The organism is Treponema sp. (genome assembly GCF_024696245.1).
Lineage (GTDB): Bacteria > Spirochaetota > Spirochaetia > Treponematales > Treponemataceae > Treponema_D.
This window is the reverse complement of record NZ_JAILGZ010000109.1, coordinates 19,181-36,013: the sequence shown is the minus strand read 5'-3', so window position 1 is coordinate 36,013 and position 16,833 is coordinate 19,181. Positions and strand designations below refer to the sequence as shown.

Genomic DNA, 16,833 nt, shown 5'->3' with positions numbered 1-16,833 from the left:
CTAAAAGAATTACAGGCCAGGCAGGACTCGAACCCGCGACAACCGGTTTTGGAGACCGGGACTCTACCAACTGAGCTACTGACCTAAAGGTTTAACATGAAATCCACTTTATATAGACTTCATGCTAAACCTCCAATCATTTTCAGGATTGGAAATTTATGCTCCCTGCTTAAAGCAGAGATATTTATAATTATTTTGCCTTTGTTTCTTTATGAAGAACTGACTTGCGGCAGAAAGGACAATACTTTGCCTTTTCAAGCTTACCAGTAATGTTCTTACGGTTTTTGTATGTTGTATAGTTCTTTCTCTTGCACTCTGTGCACTGCAAAGCGATAATTTCTACGGCTGATTTTTTCTTGCTTGCCATATCTTGCTCCTTAAAAAAATAATCCAAAGCTCCCGAGCGGAATCGGACCGCTGACCTCATCGTTACCAACGATGTGCTCTACCGACTGAGCTACAAGAGCGAAATAAATGATTTTTGTTTGGCTACTATAATTGAATAAAGCAAATATGTCAATAATAAGAGACTTTATTTTGAGCCAAATACAAATATTTTTCTATAAAAAAGAACTTAACTGCCAAAGCAGGTTTGAACGATAGTTGTACCCGCAGGAACGGATTTTGTAACCCAGGTATTTCCACCTATTACACAACCTTCTCCAATAACAGTTTCTCCTCCAAGGATTGTGGCATTTGCATAGATAGTTACATTGTCACAAATAGTTGGATGGCGTTTTTTATTCATCAGTTCTTTTTTTACACTAAGAGCCCCTAACGTTACACCCTGGTAAATCTTTACGTTATTACCAATATTGCAGGATTCACCTATAACAACACCGGTACCGTGATCTATAAAGAAACTCTCTCCGATAGTTGCAGCCGGATTTATATCAATTCCTGTACGGCTGTGGGCATGTTCACTCATAATACGAGGAATTACAGGAACACCATTTGCAGAAAGAAAGTGTGCTATACGGTAAACTACGATTGCCTCAAGACCAGGATAACTTACAATTACATCTTCAGTTGATTTTGCAGCAGGATCTCCGGCATAGGCAGCCTGTACATCCAGACCAACCTTCCTTCTGATTTCCGGAATTTCTTCTATGAGGGCAAGAGCCGTTCTTTCTGCAAGACTAAAGCAATAGGAGTTTTCTACTTTGTCATCCTGAAGTGAAAAATACAGGGCCTTTTTTATTTCCCTTGATAAAGTCGAAACTATACGGTTTACCCTTTCTCCCGTAACAAAACGAAGGGTCTCGTCATCTATATCTTCTGCTGTACGATAACCTGGAAAAATAAGGGTCTGAATATCATGAAGCACATCAATTACATTCTGACGGTTAGGAAAAATCTTTGTTTCATCAAGATTAATTCCACCATATTTTTTGTAAGAGTCCAAAATATTTGTAACGAATGCGTCAATATCTGCCATGGGGAAAAAATATCATTTATCGGTAAGTTATTCAATTCAATTTGTAAAATATGAAGTTAAGGGGTATAGTTTAAACATGAAAATCCCTTTTCTTCTGCTTATACCGGCACTCAGCCTTTTTATCAGCTGTAACAGACCTGTTCAATGGAAACAGAAAAAAGCAGCCTGCAAATTTGAATTTTTAACCTTTGAAAAAAACACTCCTGAAAAAACCGTAAGAAACAAGCTTAAAAAATGGGATATAGACTTTGATACAGAAAAAGGAAAACTTTTTACCTGCATAGAAGCAGACTGGATTACCTTTGAAAAAATTGAATACTCCCAGATTTTCCTTTACTTTAACGACAAAGAAGAACTCTTTAAGGTAAGGGCTTACATTCCGGGACAAAACCCCGGTAAAAAGCTTCTGAATATGATGAACAAAAGATATACAGAAAGCCGCCACCGTGGTCAAAAGCCAAGGGAGCATTACTTTACCGGTGTTAATGAAGAAAATGCTTCCCTTAAATACAACAAGGATGATGAAGTCTGGCTTCTGGAAATAAATTTCTCTCCTACTTAAAAAGAGCTGTCAGCAGGGACTTAATATCTGAAACTTCCTTAGCCCCGGACTCCTTTTCCGGACAGACAATATTAACGTAACCCAGTTCCTTACCTGTTTTTATACGCTGCTTTAAGCGGGGAACAGGCCTTATTTCTCCTGCAAGACTTAACTCACCAAGAACAAGTGTTTTTTCCGGAAGAGGGAGGTCTGCCCTTGCTGAATACAAAGCTGCTGCCAGTGCTGCATCTATTGCACTTTCTGAAAGCCTGACTCCACCGGCAACATTAACGTAAATATCCTGATCGCTGAATTTAATTCCGGCCCGCTTTTCAAGAACAGCGGCTATCCTGCTGATTTTCTGTGAATCAATCTTTTCTGAATAAACCCTGTTAAGTGACGCTTTTGCAGGAACCGTTAAGGCCTGAATCTCTACAACAAAAACCCGGCTTCCTTCAAAAACAGGAACACAGGCTATACCTGCAGGAGTTCCATTCTGCCGTCTGGTAATAAAAAGGGAAGCAGGATCCCCTACAATTTTAAGGCCGTCACTTTCCATCATAAAGATTCCCAGCTCATCTACAGAACCAAAGCGGTTTTTCTGAGCCCTGAGGAATCTGACTTCATCTGAGCTGCGTTCAAAATTAAGGACTGTGTCTACCATATGCTCAAGACTTTTTGGACCGGCAATAACTCCGTCTTTTGTAACATGAGCTGTCATTATAAGAACACTGTCCCTTTCCTTAACCCAGCTGATAAGTTCGTTGCCGCAGTACTTAAGCTGACTTACTGTTCCCGGAACAATACCTGCCTGTACGGAATAAACTGTCTGAATTGAATCAATAATAACGAGAGTTGGATTAAGGGAATCAAGGGCGTCCAGAATATCTTCAAGACGAAGGGTTGTTAAGATTTCTACATCATCTACATTCAGGTTAAGCCTTACAGCCCTGGCCTTTATCTGGGAAGCAGATTCTTCCCCTGACACGTAAAGAACACGGCTCTTAGGATTTCCGGAAAGAAATGCAGCTGATGTCTGAATAAGAAGGGTCGACTTTCCGATTCCAGGTTCACCACCAATAAGGACGGCACTTCTTTTTACTGCACCACCGCCCAAAACCCGGTCAAACTCACTGTTACCCGTAGAGTAACGGCCGCTGTCTTCCAGGGCTACGGTTTTCATTGGAACAGGCTTTACCTTTACAGCCATTCCGTCCTGATGCTGCAGGGGAGATGCTGCGTTAGGGTCAAGAATGCACTCTTCCATGGTGTTCCATTCACCACATTCAGGGCAACGGCCAAGCCAGCCAGGCTGACTGTAACCGCAGCTTGAACATTTATAAACGATTGAACCTTTTTTCTTTGCCATAAGTGATGACTAATATACTTAAAATATTCCCTTTATCCAAGAAATTATTTTATTAAAGAAAGTTGTAACGGAAGCCACAAGGGAAGCTCCTGCTGCAAAAGTTCCTATTGAACTTCCTAAAGAAGAGAGGAAGAAAACAAGAAGAACCCTTAAGATTCTGTTTTTATAAAAGCCCTTAAAGGAAGAAGCATCCTTCTGAAGGTTTTCCATATCGCCTACAGAAGGCTTTTTTAGAACAGCCTGAAGGAGACCTGCCACAAGACCAATACCTACAAAAGGACACAGGGATGTTACCGGAGCACCAATTACGGAAATAAGTATTACAAGAGGATGAGCTAAAGCTATAATTGCTCCTACACCAGCCAGGGCACCATTCCAGATAACCCAGGCACTGAGCATATCCCAGCCCTTGCTTTTTCCGCCAAAATAAAAACCTGATGCTATTAAGGCAATTATAATAAGGGGAATTGCCCACATACCGATTTTTGATGCAAGTCCTTTTGGAGGAAGGGAATCAATATCAGAACAGTCAGAAGTTTTTTCTCCTGCTGCAAGCTTTGTAAGATAAGCCATTACTCCCGGAAGATGCCCCGCACCTAAAACGGCAAGAACCTTGTCTCCCTTGCATTCCCATATTTTAGAAGCAAGATAACGGTCCCTTTCGTCTATAAGGACTTCCTTTACTACAGGAAGATAACCTGACAGTTCCTTCATAAGGGTATCCATTTCGCTGGTCTTTTTAAGCTCCTCTATTTTTTCCGGAGTAGAATCTTCGTCATCACCGGCAAAAGCTGTTCCAAGAAGGATGGCTAAAAGCTTGCATTTTCCCCAGAGGCTGTTTTTTGACCAGGCTCTTTTTAAGGTAATACCTATAGGGCGGTCTACCATTGTCTGAGGAATTCCCAGTTCCCTGGCAGTATTTATGGCAGCTGCCATCTCATCACCAGGCTTTACGCCGGAACCTTCTCCCATTCGTTTCTGATAACCGGCAAGAATAATATTGGCAAGCATAAGAAAGCCCATCTTCTTTTTCAGGACCTGGACTATATCCATCTTACGCCAGCTTTCCGGATCTTCTATGGAAGCAAGTCTCTTTTCATCAAGTTCAATGGCAACATTATCAGGCTGATTATCCCTTATTGCAGTTTTTACTTCTTCTATACTCTGTGCAGAAACATGAGCAGTTCCCACAAGAATAATTTTTCTTGAACCGAATTCAAGAAATTTCTGAGTAGCTGTGTTCATAGACGAACTGTCAGCTGCCTGAGTAGTGTCATTCATTTTTTTATCCATATATTTTTATTCATCCTGAGGAATTTCTTTTACAGCCCACTCTGCAATACGGTATTCAAAGAACATAGGACTGTTTAATTCCAGAACCTTTGCATAATATTCCTTTGCGGCAGACTTTGAACCAAACATATCATAAAGAAGGCCAAGATAGAAATACATCTTTGCCCTGTCATTAAGATTTGACATGTTTCCAATCTGCTGAGGAAGATTCTGATAACCGTTTTCGTCATGGTAAACACGAAGCATCTTGTAATCTATGCTGTTTATGTTTCCCATCTTTCTAAGGATATCATTTGAATATTTTTTTGCCTGTTTTTTATCACCAAGCATGTAGTAACAATATGTTACAAGAAGAGGGTAAGAAATATTATTCAGGTTGTGCTTGCGGGCTTCAAAAAAAGCTTCCCCGGCAGCCTTCCAGTTTTTATTGTGAAGTTCAAGAATACCAATGCTTTCGTAAGCGTAATAATACTTAGGGTTAAGTTTTACGGCTACCTTGTAATCTTCCAGAGCCAGATCAAGTTTTTCCTGTTCATCATAAATACCTGCACGATAAACGTAAGCTAAAAAGTAATCAGGCTGAAGTTCAACACATTTACTCCAGAATTTTTCTGCTTCTGCAAAATGTCCCATATAACGGTTATACATTCCGCAGTCAAGGTTATAATCATAATTGTCCGGCTCAAGTGCCAGGGCTTTTTCTACATAACTCAGGGCAATTACATATTTATCATTGGCATAGGCAAGTTTTCCAAGATAGGAATAGGCCTGTGCATTATCAGGATTAATTTCAAGAAGTTTTTTAAGGCTTTTTTCTGCTGCTGCATCGTTTTCAAGGTAATATTCCATCTGACCAAGACCAAAAAGGGCATCCTGATTCTGAGGTTCCTTTGCAAGAGCCTTAAGATAATACTGTTTTGCCGAACCGTACTGCTTCTTTATGGCAGAAGACTGTCCCAGGGCAACATTGGCAGGTGCATTGTAAGGGTCCTTTTTAATTATTTTCTGCAGCATGGCATTGCGGTCTTTTGAATCTCCCTTTATGTCCATAATTGCAAGACGGATTTCCATTACTTCTACCCTTCCTGCTTCTACAGAATCAAGGTGATCACATTCAGCGAGGGCTTCATCATACTTTCCGGCTCCTGTAAGTAAGGATGCCTTAATCAGATTTATGCTGAAGTCATCTTTAAGTTCAGCATCCAGGCCTTCATAAAGGGCAAGGGCTGATTCATCACTGCCGGATTCAAGTTCCTTGCTGAGTTTTTCCATAAAAAGAGTCTTACGGATAGAAAAAGACATCTGCTTAAGTTCTTCATTTTTAGAATGCTTTTTAAGAAGCAGGTCTACCTGATCCCTGGCAGCTTCAAGACGGTCTGTAACCTGAAGGAGCTGTGCCCTTAAGATAAAAATATCCAGATCATTTGCATACTTTTTCTTTGTTTTTGAATTCATGGAATCATAAAGGGAAAGAGCTCCCTCATAATCACCAGATCTGGCAAGAGCTTTTACTTCTGAGATAAATCCCTCTTTGGAAAACTCTGCTTCATTAACAGGCTGAACTTCTTCCTGCTGAACATTTTCTACCTGAACAGCCGGCTGTGTATTTTCTACCTGATTTGAACCGCAAGATACTGTTAAAAACGCCGCTGCACCCAAAATACTTACTGCACATAAAAACTTTTTCATAACCCTTCCTGATTAAACATTGAATTTTATAGTATGAATAACTAAAATAGTCAAAATGCGTAGACACCCTTTAAGAAAGTTTATCGGACTCCTTGCTCTTACATCTGTAATATTAATCGGCATTTTCGTGCTTCAGTTTAAGACTCAGTCCGTAATTACAAGAACAATTGGATCCCTTCATATCTCTATTTACCAGAAGGAAAATGATCAGCACCAGATGGTTGTTAAAAACCAGTTTGAAGCTGAATACAAAGGAATCGTTTTCTATTGTAAAGAAGAAGAGCCTGTTACTTCAACAAGTAAAAGCGGAGAACAGGTAAATCTGGAACTTACAGACTGGGATGCAGACAAAAAATCCTTAACCTTTATCTTTAAAGACGGTACCAGACTGGTATTTGACACTACAAAGAACGAAGATTCAATATTTTCTATAAAACTGGGAGAAAACAGTGACGCTGCCTCTGTTACAATCCCTTATAAATTCTCAGGTTCGTCAAAAATCGATACTTCTGACACTTCCCGCATACTGGTTTACGAGAAAAAAGACGGATTTGAGTTTAAGGCACCCCTTCTTTCTGCAAACAGCATAACCCTGCGCCAGAAAGGACACCCTGCAACCATGCAGCCTTATAATCCTATTCAGAAATTCAACTTTACCCAGACTGCAGGACTTCCTGGTACTGACCCGTCAGAATACAACACTGCAATTAAGTCCATGAAGACCCTTGCTGTTTCTAAAATCAGTGCAGCCCTTGCTTCCCAGCCTGATTCCGTAAACGAACAGGAAATCGCTGTTTTTGTTGCAGAAATGGCTGCCGCAGGAAAATTCAACGAAGCTATAGATCAGGTTCCTGAATCCTTTAAAAACGGAACAAGAAGGACTTATTTTACAGCACCTTTCTTTAACCACCTGGCTTCAATGACACCTTCCCTTGACCGTCATATTTCCAACCTGGTTTCCATGACAGATAATGCCATCAGCCGTAAAAACCTTGATATCTTTACGATTGACGGAATCAGTGACTTTATTCTTCAGGGAAAAAAGACTGCAAGAATCAGAAATCTTCTTAATATGGCTTCCAGCGCAGGCAGACCTAACTTAACTCAGGCAGTTTCCATACTTAATGTTTACGAAAGACTTTATTCAGAAGCCCCTGAAACAGCAGCAAGCCTTACACCTCTTACAGAAATCTGTGCTTCAATAATCGAAGACAACTGTTCCCTTAATAATGAAGTAATTGAACTTACAGGATTTAATACAGATGTAAACCAGGGCCTTACCTGCATTCAGGCCGGTTCTGCCCTTATAGAAGCCGGACAGATTGCAGGAAAACCTTCCTGGTGCGACACAGGACGCCTTCTTGTAAACAAATCCCTTGCTTCTGCATCATCCATGAATTTCCACACCCTGGCTTCTGCTTACCAGATACTTGTTAAGGACAACACCTTCTACCCTCACTGTGAAATCCTTGGTTACTACGGAAATTCAGCAGCCTGGGCATGGACTTGTGCCAGCGACATAAGCTATAAAATCGACGAAGAAAACATTGTAAACATAAACATAGACTTTCCTCTGTCTTACAGTCACTACATCATCTTTAAAGGAATTCCAACCTTCCACGGACAGATTGAAATTCAGCAGCAGATGTTCCGCACTGACTCAAGATTTGAAACCTATAACTCTTCAGGATATGTTTACCTTGCAGATTCAGAGACACTTCTTATAAAGAGCCGTCATAAATCTCCACGTGAGCTTATAAGACTCTTCTGTGACCCTGCATCAAACTTCAGTAAGTAAGATTTAAGGTTCAATCAAAGAAATTTCTTCTCAATGTCAAGTAAAAAGTCTTGAAAATTGAAATTTTTTTTGTAAAACTGTGCCCTTTTTTACTATTTTATGTTATACTATACAGAACGTACTACGGACTTATTGAAAAAAAGTGTCATGACCTGATTGTGCCCTATTTTTACAGACAGTCATGAAGCAGGAGTAATTGTGAACAAAAGAGATTTTCCAAAGATCCATTTTTATGATCAGGACTTTGTGGATATTTACGACAAATCATGGAACTGGCTCTCGGATTTCTGGCTTGATCCGGCTAATGATGAAGTATCTCCGGACGGCTATTTTGTATATCCTGTAAAAAATCAGCTTGTTCTTGATCAGTTTGAGTCTATTTTCTCTTCTTTCTTTTTAGTTTACTCAAACAGAAATTACCCTGCAAACAAAAATATTGATTATTTTTACGAACAGCAGGAAGAAAACGGTGCAATCCGCTGGAAGTATGATATTAAAACCGGAAAACCAGTTACTACTAAACAGAATCCGGAAGGTGTAGGACTTCCTCTTTTTGCCTGGGCTGAATTTAACCTCTATCACAAGAGTGCAAATAAAAGGCGCATTAAGGAAATCATGCCTGTGCTCCAGAAATACATGGACTGGCTTGACCGCACCTTTAAGCAGCAGAACGGTCTTTATGCTGTTCCTCATGAAGCTTCTACAATGTTTAACTCTCCAAGAAAGGGATGCGTTTATCCTGTTGACTTTAACAGCTGTGTAGCAATTAATGCAGCTCATATGTCGGCTCTGGGAGACATTCTTAACGATAAGGACATCAGCTTTCAGTACAAGAGAATGTACTTTAGCCTTAAAACAAGAATTAACGGTCTTATGTGGGATTCAGAAACAGGATTCTACCATGACCTTGATAAAAATGAGCAGCGTCTTCCTCAGAAAACAGCAGCCGGCTTCTGGCCTCTTCTTGCTGAACTTCCTAATGCAGACAGGGCAGATACCCTTATTGCTCATCTTACCAACCCTAAGACTTTTGGAACTGACCATCCATTCCCTACCCTCAGTGCAGACAGCCCTGACTTTAAGGAATCCGGAGAAGGCTTTAAGGGTTCTGTTGTTCCGCCAATTAACTTTATGATTATAAAGGGTCTTGAAAAGTACCAGCAGTACGGTTTTGCCCGTGAATGTGCAATCCGCCACCTCTATTATGTACTTGAAGGTTTAAGCCCTGCCGACTCAAAGAAAAAAGGTGATCTTTACGAAGGATATCTTCCGTGTAAAGAAGGCCCTGCTTCATGTAAGGCAGAAAGCAGCTTCCCTCGTTCAAGATTCATGCATTATGCAGGACTTTCTACAATCGCACTTATGATAGAAAACGTAATCGGTCTTAACATCAGCCTTCCTCGTAAGACTGTAGACTGGATTATTCCAAACCTTGAAATAATGGGCATTGAAAAACTTTCCCTTAAAAGGAACCTTGTTACAATTCTCAGTAACAAAACAAGCCGTGGATGGGAAATCCAGATGGAAAGCGAAAAACTTTATTACTTTACCATCAACATTCTTGATCAGAAAAAGAAAACCCTTCCTATTCCTTCCGGAAAATGCTCAATGCTTATCGATAAACTGTAGGAACTTAACAGATGAATGCATTGCGGGCAGTTATAGAGATTGGCTCTACCGGCATTCGTCTGTTAGTAGCCGAAATCACCAGCGACAACAAGCGTAATATCCTCGACAGAAGCGAACAGCTTGTAAACTTAGGCCGTGATGTATTTACAACAGGTTCAATTTCCAGTCAGACCCTCCACTCATGTATAAGAATATTAAGCCGCTATGTTGAACAGTTAAATGGCTGGGGATTAAAACCGGAAGATGCTATCGTAATTGCTACCAGTGCAGTCAGGGAAGCAGACAACAGGGACCCTTTCTTAGACAGAATCAAAATAAAAACAGGCTTTACTGTAAAAGTAATAGACGGTATTGAAGAAAACCGCCTTATGTATATTGCCGTAGCTGAATGTCTTAAAGACGAAAGCCCTGTAACTCAGAAATCAGACTCCATCATTCTTGAAATAGCCGGTGGTGCTACAGAAATGATGCTTATGGAAAACGGACGCATGGCCGCTGCCCACAGTTTAAGGCTTGGTACCGTAATTATTGAACAGAAAATCCATGCCCTTGCCGGAAACATAGATGATGCAAAACGTTTTATCAGGGAATTTATTTTAAACACCCGCAACAACTTAAGCATAGAAATGAACCTTGCAAAAGTAGAGCGTTTTATTGCTGTTGGCGGAGATATGAAACTTGCTGCTATCTTTGCAGGTAAACCGGTATCCCCTTTTATGTGGGAAATACAGCGTAAAGACTTTAATGACTTTGTTAACGAAGTTCAGCACTATACTCCGGAAGAATGTGTTGCAAGATTCAAACTAAACTATAACGAAACTGCAATCTTTCAGATTTCACTTACAGCCTACAATCTCTTTGTTCAGCTTACTAATGTTTCTTCTATATTTGTGCCTGATATTTCCATCAGGGAAGGTATTATTATCAGTGATACAAATCATATTGATGAAAACCTTCAGGCTGAATTTAATTCTCAGATTTTTGCCAGCGCTTCTGCCCTTCTTAGAAAATATCAGGGTGACGAAAAGCATTCCCAGTTTGTAAGGGATGTCTCACTTAAGATATACGATGCCCTTCAGGAAGAAAATGGTCTTGAAGCTCAGGACAGGATTCTTCTGGAAGTAAGTGCCATTCTCCATGATATAGGAATGTTTATTCAGGCAGAAAATCACAACCTTCACGGTAAATACATAATCAACAACTCTGAAATTTTTGGACTTAGCCGGGAAGAAAAAGCCATTGTTGCCTTTATTACAAGTTTTCATAAAGGAAAGATTCAAGTAAGCGAAAACCATGAATTCAGGTTATTGTCCCGTTCTACAAGAATGTCCATACTTAAACTTTCTGCTATCTTAAGGCTGGCCGATGCTCTGGACAGAAGTCACAGCCAGAAGCTGAATAACTTTACAATTCATTTTGCCCCGGACAGTATTACATTCAGGATAAAAGGACATCACAACCTTTCCCTGGAGAAACTTGCCGTAGAAGAAAAATGCGATTTATTTGAAAATGTATTCGGATACAAGGTGGTTCTGGTATGAAAAGAAGTGCCGACTCAAATTATAAATACCTTAACAGGGAACTCAGCTGGGTTGAATTTAACAACAGGGTTTTACACGAAGCTGCTAAAAAGGAACTGCCTCTTTTTGAGAGACTTAAATTTATTTCCATTGCCTCTTCCAATTTTAATGAATTCTTTCAGGTAAGGGTTGCCTCCCTTAAAGCTGCCCAGAAAAATAATCCGAGAGCTACAGACTCCAACGGCTACACACCTTCCGTACTTCTTAAAAAATTAAGCAGCCGCATTCACCAGATTGTAAGACAGGCTTATGACATTCTCCTTACAGAAATCCTCCCTGAATGTGAAGCAAATAAAATCTTTTATGTAAGACCGGATAAATATAATCCGGCACAAAAATCCTTTACGGAACATTTTTTTCACCATGATATTTTTCCTCTCCTTACACCATTAAGGACAGACGGTGAATCTTTTCCTCAGCCTGTAAACTTAAAGCTTCATGCAGCCTTTCTTCTTAAGCCTATGGAAAATGTTCATCACCTGCAGAATGCCCTTGCTGTAAATACTGAAAATGAAATTGCAGCTCTTGTACCTCTTCCTTCCGGTCTGGACAGAATTGTATGGCTTCCATCTTCTGACGGTTCAAAACAATTTACTACTCTTGATGACATAATTACCTGTTACGGTAAGGAACTTTTTTCCGGATTTAAAGTAACGGAAACAATGGTATTTAAAATCACAAGGGATGCAGACTTTTCTGTAGACGAAGATAACAGCAGGAATTTTATTCAGGCAATGCAGGAAGTTCTGGAAAAACGACAGTCCTCTTTTGCCGTAAACATGGTCTGCACTACCAGCAGTGAAAAGCTCCTTAATCTTGTAAAAGAAAAGCTCTGCCTTACAGATGATGACATTTACAAAGTTTATGAACTTATAGATCCTTCTACTTTAATCGGAATCACTGATGCAGAAGATGCAGAAAAATTTCTCTGGCCTGAGTGGAAGCACTTTAATACACCTGATCTTCCTAAAGAAGATACTTACTGGAACACTTTAAGGCAGCATGATGTTATGCTCAATGTTCCTTATGAAAGTTTTGACCCTGTTGTTAAATTCATTAAGGACGCCTGCGAAGACCCCCATGTTCTTGCAATAAAAATGACCCTCTACCGCACAGGTACAGGAAGCGAAATCGTAAAGTCCCTTATTCACGCTGCAAAAAACGGAAAACAGGTTACAGCCTTTGTTGAACTTAAAGCCCGCTTTGATGAAAAAACAAATATCTCCTGGGCCGCTGAACTTGAAAAAGCCGGTGCTATTGTTATCTACGGGGTTGTAAATCTTAAAGTTCACGCAAAGATATGTCTTGTTACAAGAAAAGAAAGTGACGGTCTCAGACAATATGTTCACTTAAGTACAGGCAACTATAATGCAAAGACTGCCCGCCTTTACCAGGACTTTTCTATTTTTACAGCTAACCATGATATCTCCAGGGATGCAACTTTTTTCTTTAACGTAATCTCAGGTTACAGTGCCCTTCAGACCATGCATCATCTTTACATGGCTCCGGTTACATTAAAGACAAGACTTATTGAACTTATAGAAAGGGAAATAAGCTTAAGCACTAAAGAAAAACCTGGTCTTATAATTGCAAAGATGAACAGCCTCTGTCACAGGGAAATAATCGATGCCCTTTACAAAGCCAGCTGTGCAGGAGTTCAGATTAAACTGAATGTAAGGGGAATCTGTACCCTTATACCGGGACTTCCGGGAATGAGTGAAAACATTACCGTTACCAGTGTAATCGACCGCTATCTTGAACACAGCCGTGTTTTCTATTTTCAAAACGATGGTGAAGAGGAATTATTCTTGAGCAGTGCAGACTGGATGGACCGCAACCTGGACAGACGTATTGAACTTATGTTCCCTGTTACAGATAAAAATATTTTTGCCAGCATAAAAAAATCCCTGGACTTATACTTTCAGGATAACACCCACTCCCACATCTTACAAAAAGACGGTTCATGGAAGGCAAACAGTCCTTCTAAAAAAGAACAGGCTGTAAGGGTTCAGGAAGTGCTTTATAAAAAATATAAAAAGAGAAGTGATTCTTCTAAAAACATTCCTGCGGCAGAATTTCTTGTCCGAAGAAAGGACTAGCTTGTAATCAGGTAATAACCAGCCGGGCCAGTCCACACCAGGCTAATACAAAGACCATACCCAGCTGAAGTTTTAATCCAGATAAACTATCTTTGCCCCGCTCTTCCAGTCTTCATGCATTGGTCTTTTAGGATAAGGAATGGAAATGTGGTCTCCTGACAATAAAGTCTGCCCGCTTTCTATAAGAAGCAGCCCCTCAGAGGAACAGGCGTAATATCCAGTCTTATTTTTTGGAAGACGAATAGGGTCACTGGCAATTCTGAATTCCAGTTTCTTTAAATCACATTCTTCATTCAGGCTCTCATCTTTCTGACTGCGGCGGCAGGCTATAAAAGAAAGTACAGCCCTTTCTTTAGGCAGGGATGATTTTTCTGAAAGAGTACGGAGTTTTTTTGGTGCATTATCAGTACTGAAAGCATAGTTACACCACTTACCTCCCGGCTTTCCGTCCATAGGACACTCTTCGCAGTGAGTGCAGGGCGAAATCATGTAACACTTTCTTCTAAGGAAGGCATCCCTTAAAAGAGAAATAAAACGGGCTGCCTTAGGGAATCCAGGTTCTACCAAAAGTATGCCGCTCTCTTCTTTTGTATAGGAAAGAATTTTTTCTGCATATTTTTTTGCAAGATAATCCGGCGGCATCTCAAAATCCTGCACAACTTCGTTAAACATATTGGCACTGGCAAAAAGAGAAACCTTTTCTTTTATTGTAGAACCAAACTCTCCCTTAACCCGGACAATATTCCAGGCTTCACAATGAAGGGCAGCTGCTGTACTAAGAAAAATATTTTCTCCAAGAGACAAAGCTCCCTGAGAAATATCCATACAGTACCAGGTGAGCTTAAGCTTTCTTAATTCAGGGCGGGCCATAAAAAGAGCTGTTACTAAAGTAAGGGGACCAGAACCTGCATCAAGACACACATCTCCGTCTTTAAGGTTAAAAAAATCAGGGCTTAAGTTTGCAAAAAGTCTTGTTAACCTTACAAGATTCCACTGCATAAAATAATGAACATAAGCCATAAGGAACTCAGGGCTGTTCATGTAGCCAAGACGCCTGTCTCCCCTTTCGTCTGTAAGTTTATGACTTAATGTCCTGATAATGCCAGGAAGCTGAGCCCTCTGTTTGGAATTAAGGGGATGAGTTGATGATATTACTGAATCAAAATCTTCAAGAAGTTTTGCTGCATCAGAAGGAATCTTATTTACTTCAAAAAGTGAATCAAGAGGCTTTCTGCTTTTACCTGAAGCCGAAGTCTTTATATCTGAAGATTTATTATTAAAGGATTTATTTTTAGCTGATTTATTGTCACTCCTGCTCTTTTCTTTTACAGAAGACTTTTTTTCTTCTGAAGCAGGGAATTTATTTGAAGCAGAGCCTGCATTGGAAGCACCGGCTGCAGCAGCTTTACGGGCAGCATGTTTATTTGCTTTTTTTTCAAGAGCCTTTTTTTTAAGATAAGGAGTAAGTCCCTGTTTTACTTCCCACCATTTTAGTTCTATTTTTTCGTCGTCATTTTTCATTTATTTTAGTCTCCTGAAGTCTTAAATATAAATCAGCCAGTTCCTTGCGTATTAAATGAATACGCTCAAGGGAAGATGCATTTTCTGAAAACCTGGCACTCTCCTGGAGTATTCTGTTCCTTGCACCTTCTATTGATAAGCCTTTTTTGTGAATCAGATACTTCATCCTTAAAATAATATCCAGATGACGCTGGGTATAGACTCTGCGGCCGCTGACTGTTTTTTTAGGAGCAATAGCTGGAACTACTTCTTCCCAGTAGCGGAGAACATGAGCCTTAATACCAGTAAGTTTTTCTACCTGACCGATTGTAAATTGCGACATTAATCCTTGTTATTGTCCCTTTCCTGCCACTTCTGACGGCTGGCCTTCATTTCTATCTGAACCGGAATCTGATCAAATCCCAGATCTTCACGAATGCGGTTTTTAAGATAAGTAACATAACTCTGAGGAACATTATCCGGTCTTGTTGCAAAAATAAGGAAGTTCACCGGGTTAATGCTGGTCTGAGTCATATAGCGGATTTTAAAATGAATTGCCTTTGTTGCTGGAGGCGGATATTTAAAGAGCCAGTCCTGTAATGCCATATTAAGGGCAGCCGTATCAACCTTACGGGTAAGCTGACCATAAAGAGTCAGTACTGTATTCATAAGATTCTTTATTCCGTCTTTATTCTTTGCGCTTAAAGTAACAATAGGAGCCCAGTTCATGTGACCGAACATTGTCTGAATCCAGTCCTGAGTTGCACGAATAGCCTTGTTACTCTGGTCTTCCATAAGGTCCCACTTGTTAAGGACAAAAATAACACCACGACCTTTTTCAAAAGCAAGGGAAGTAATTTTTTTATCCTGTTCCGAAAGCCCCAGGGTTGCATCTATCATAATAAATACAATGTCACACTCATCAATTGTTTTAATGGCCCGGTTAACGGAATAATATTCTACGTTTTCCTTTACCTTAGCCTTACGCCTGATTCCTGCTGTATCAAGAATCTGAATATCCCTGCCGTTATAGCGGAAGTTTCCTTCTACTACATCACGGGTGGTTCCGGCATAATCACTTACAATAGAAGCTTCCGTATGAGTAAGGGCATTACTTAAAGTAGATTTACCTGTATTTGGTTTTCCTAAAATCGCAATACGAATAGGTCTGTCTTCTTCGCTGCCTTCTGTAACTGAAGAAAAATCAATTCCGGAAATCATTCTTTCTTCCAGTTCCGGAAGATTGTCTCCATGACTTGCAGAAATAAAAAGCAGGTCCTGAAAACCAAACTTTGCATAATTGTAGGCAAGGTTGGTGTTTTTTCCGCCTTCTGTTTTATTAACAGCAGCAATAAGTTTATTCCAGTAAGGCCTTAACCTTAAAATAAGTTCCTCGTCTTCTGCTGTAATTTCTGTTGCATCAAGGAGAAGAAGAATTCTGTCTGCCTTAGAAAGCATTGATACTGTCTTTTCTACTACAAGATCATCCATTTCGCTTTCACGGCTGGTAATGTCACGGGTAAGTTTATATCCGCCAGTGTCCATAAGGTGAACAGGCTTACCTGCAAGAAAACAGGTTCCTTCTACAGGGTCTCTTGTAACACCTGGAGTAGGGTCTGTGATTGCCCTCTTGGTATGAGTAAGGGCATTAAACAATGTAGACTTACCAACATTTGGTCTTCCGGCAATAACTATAAGGGGAAGATTAAAATAAACCTTGTCAGGAAAAAACTTCTGTATCTTTTGTTTTCTCTTACTTTCTATGTCTTTTTCTGAACCTTCATTTTCTGCAGGAGCAGCTTCTTCTGCTTCTTCTACATAAGTTTCTTCTACCTGAACTTTTACCGGCTTTGGTTTAGAAAAATCAGGCTTGCGTTTTTTTTTCATTGCGCACACT

Annotated in this window: 13 protein-coding genes and 2 tRNA genes; 5 read left to right on the top strand and 10 right to left on the bottom strand. The window is 40.1% G+C overall.

Annotated features, from left to right (window positions below; all coding sequences use genetic code 11):
* Window positions 1-12: 12 nt before the first annotated feature.
* The 4 genes from K6D58_RS07735 to epsC form a co-directional block, all read right to left on the bottom strand.
* A tRNA-Trp gene (locus tag K6D58_RS07735) sits at window positions 13-85 on the bottom strand.
* Window positions 86-190: 105 nt separating this feature from the next.
* Entirely contained in the window at window positions 191-367 is a 177-nt protein-coding gene (rpmG, locus tag K6D58_RS07730) for a 50S ribosomal protein L33 (protein WP_296829330.1), read from the bottom strand.
* A gap of 27 nt (window positions 368-394) precedes the next feature.
* Window positions 395-467: transfer RNA gene (locus tag K6D58_RS07725), tRNA-Thr, on the bottom strand.
* Window positions 468-574: 107 nt separating this feature from the next.
* A complete protein-coding gene (gene epsC, locus K6D58_RS07720) occupies window positions 575-1,438 on the bottom strand; it encodes a serine O-acetyltransferase EpsC (RefSeq protein WP_296829329.1) in 864 nt (287 codons plus the stop codon).
* Between the two features lie 76 nt (window positions 1,439-1,514).
* Here epsC and K6D58_RS07715 point away from each other — a divergent pair, with 76 nt between their 5' ends.
* Window positions 1,515-2,000, top strand: a complete 486-nt coding sequence (locus tag K6D58_RS07715; protein ID WP_296829326.1) for a hypothetical protein — start codon at window positions 1,515-1,517, stop codon at window positions 1,998-2,000.
* On the opposite strand, the gene radA is transcribed toward K6D58_RS07715, so the two are convergent.
* Genes radA through K6D58_RS07700 form a run of 3 tightly spaced genes read right to left on the bottom strand, consistent with a single transcriptional unit; the run spans window position 1,993 to window position 6,330 of the window.
* Window positions 1,993-3,348, bottom strand: a complete 1,356-nt coding sequence (gene radA, locus K6D58_RS07710; protein WP_296829323.1) for a DNA repair protein RadA — start codon at window positions 3,346-3,348, stop codon at window positions 1,993-1,995. The two genes, K6D58_RS07715 and radA, sit on opposite strands and share 8 nt — an antisense overlap.
* 18 nt (window positions 3,349-3,366) lie before the next feature.
* Window positions 3,367-4,629, bottom strand: a complete 1,263-nt coding sequence (locus K6D58_RS07705; RefSeq protein ID WP_486389758.1) for a TraB/GumN family protein — start codon at window positions 4,627-4,629, stop codon at window positions 3,367-3,369.
* A gap of 18 nt (window positions 4,630-4,647) precedes the next feature.
* Window positions 4,648-6,330, bottom strand: coding sequence for a tetratricopeptide repeat protein (locus K6D58_RS07700; RefSeq protein ID WP_296829321.1), 1,683 nt, complete (start codon window positions 6,328-6,330; stop codon window positions 4,648-4,650).
* A gap of 55 nt (window positions 6,331-6,385) precedes the next feature.
* Here K6D58_RS07700 and K6D58_RS07695 point away from each other — a divergent pair, with 55 nt between their 5' ends.
* The 4 genes from K6D58_RS07695 (at window position 6,386) to ppk1 (ending at window position 13,436) form a co-directional block, all read left to right on the top strand.
* Complete coding sequence (locus K6D58_RS07695; RefSeq protein ID WP_296829318.1) at window positions 6,386-8,128, top strand: hypothetical protein; 1,743 nt, start codon at window positions 6,386-6,388, stop codon at window positions 8,126-8,128.
* Window positions 8,129-8,326: 198 nt separating this feature from the next.
* Window positions 8,327-9,757 (top strand): MGH1-like glycoside hydrolase domain-containing protein, encoded by a 1,431-nt coding sequence (locus K6D58_RS07690; RefSeq protein ID WP_296829316.1) that lies wholly within the window; start codon window positions 8,327-8,329, stop codon window positions 9,755-9,757.
* Between the two features lie 11 nt (window positions 9,758-9,768).
* Window positions 9,769-11,298: a Ppx/GppA phosphatase family protein gene (locus tag K6D58_RS07685; protein WP_296829313.1), complete on the top strand. Its 1,530-nt coding sequence runs from the start codon at window positions 9,769-9,771 to the stop codon at window positions 11,296-11,298.
* On the top strand, window positions 11,295-13,436 hold the full coding sequence (gene ppk1 / locus K6D58_RS07680; protein ID WP_296829310.1) for a polyphosphate kinase 1: 2,142 nt from the start codon (window positions 11,295-11,297) through the stop codon (window positions 13,434-13,436). Before K6D58_RS07685 ends, ppk1 begins: the two co-directional genes overlap by 4 nt.
* Window positions 13,437-13,508: 72 nt before the next feature.
* Here the strand turns inward: ppk1 and K6D58_RS07675 are convergent, their stop codons facing one another.
* The 3 genes from K6D58_RS07675 to der are packed head-to-tail and all read right to left on the bottom strand — an operon-like array spanning window position 13,509 to window position 16,823.
* The gene (locus tag K6D58_RS07675; protein WP_296829307.1) at window positions 13,509-14,957 is read right to left on the bottom strand and encodes a small ribosomal subunit Rsm22 family protein; all 1,449 of its coding nucleotides are present in this window, start codon (window positions 14,955-14,957) and stop codon (window positions 13,509-13,511) included.
* On the bottom strand, window positions 14,947-15,279 hold the full coding sequence (locus K6D58_RS07670; protein ID WP_296829304.1) for a MerR family transcriptional regulator: 333 nt from the start codon (window positions 15,277-15,279) through the stop codon (window positions 14,947-14,949). The genes K6D58_RS07675 and K6D58_RS07670 overlap by 11 nt, the downstream gene beginning before the upstream one ends.
* Window positions 15,279-16,823 carry a ribosome biogenesis GTPase Der gene (der, locus tag K6D58_RS07665; protein WP_296829301.1) on the bottom strand — a complete coding sequence of 515 codons (1,545 nt, stop codon included), beginning with the start codon at window positions 16,821-16,823 and terminating at the stop codon, window positions 15,279-15,281. The genes K6D58_RS07670 and der overlap by 1 nt, the downstream gene beginning before the upstream one ends.
* Window positions 16,824-16,833 lie beyond the last annotated feature (10 nt).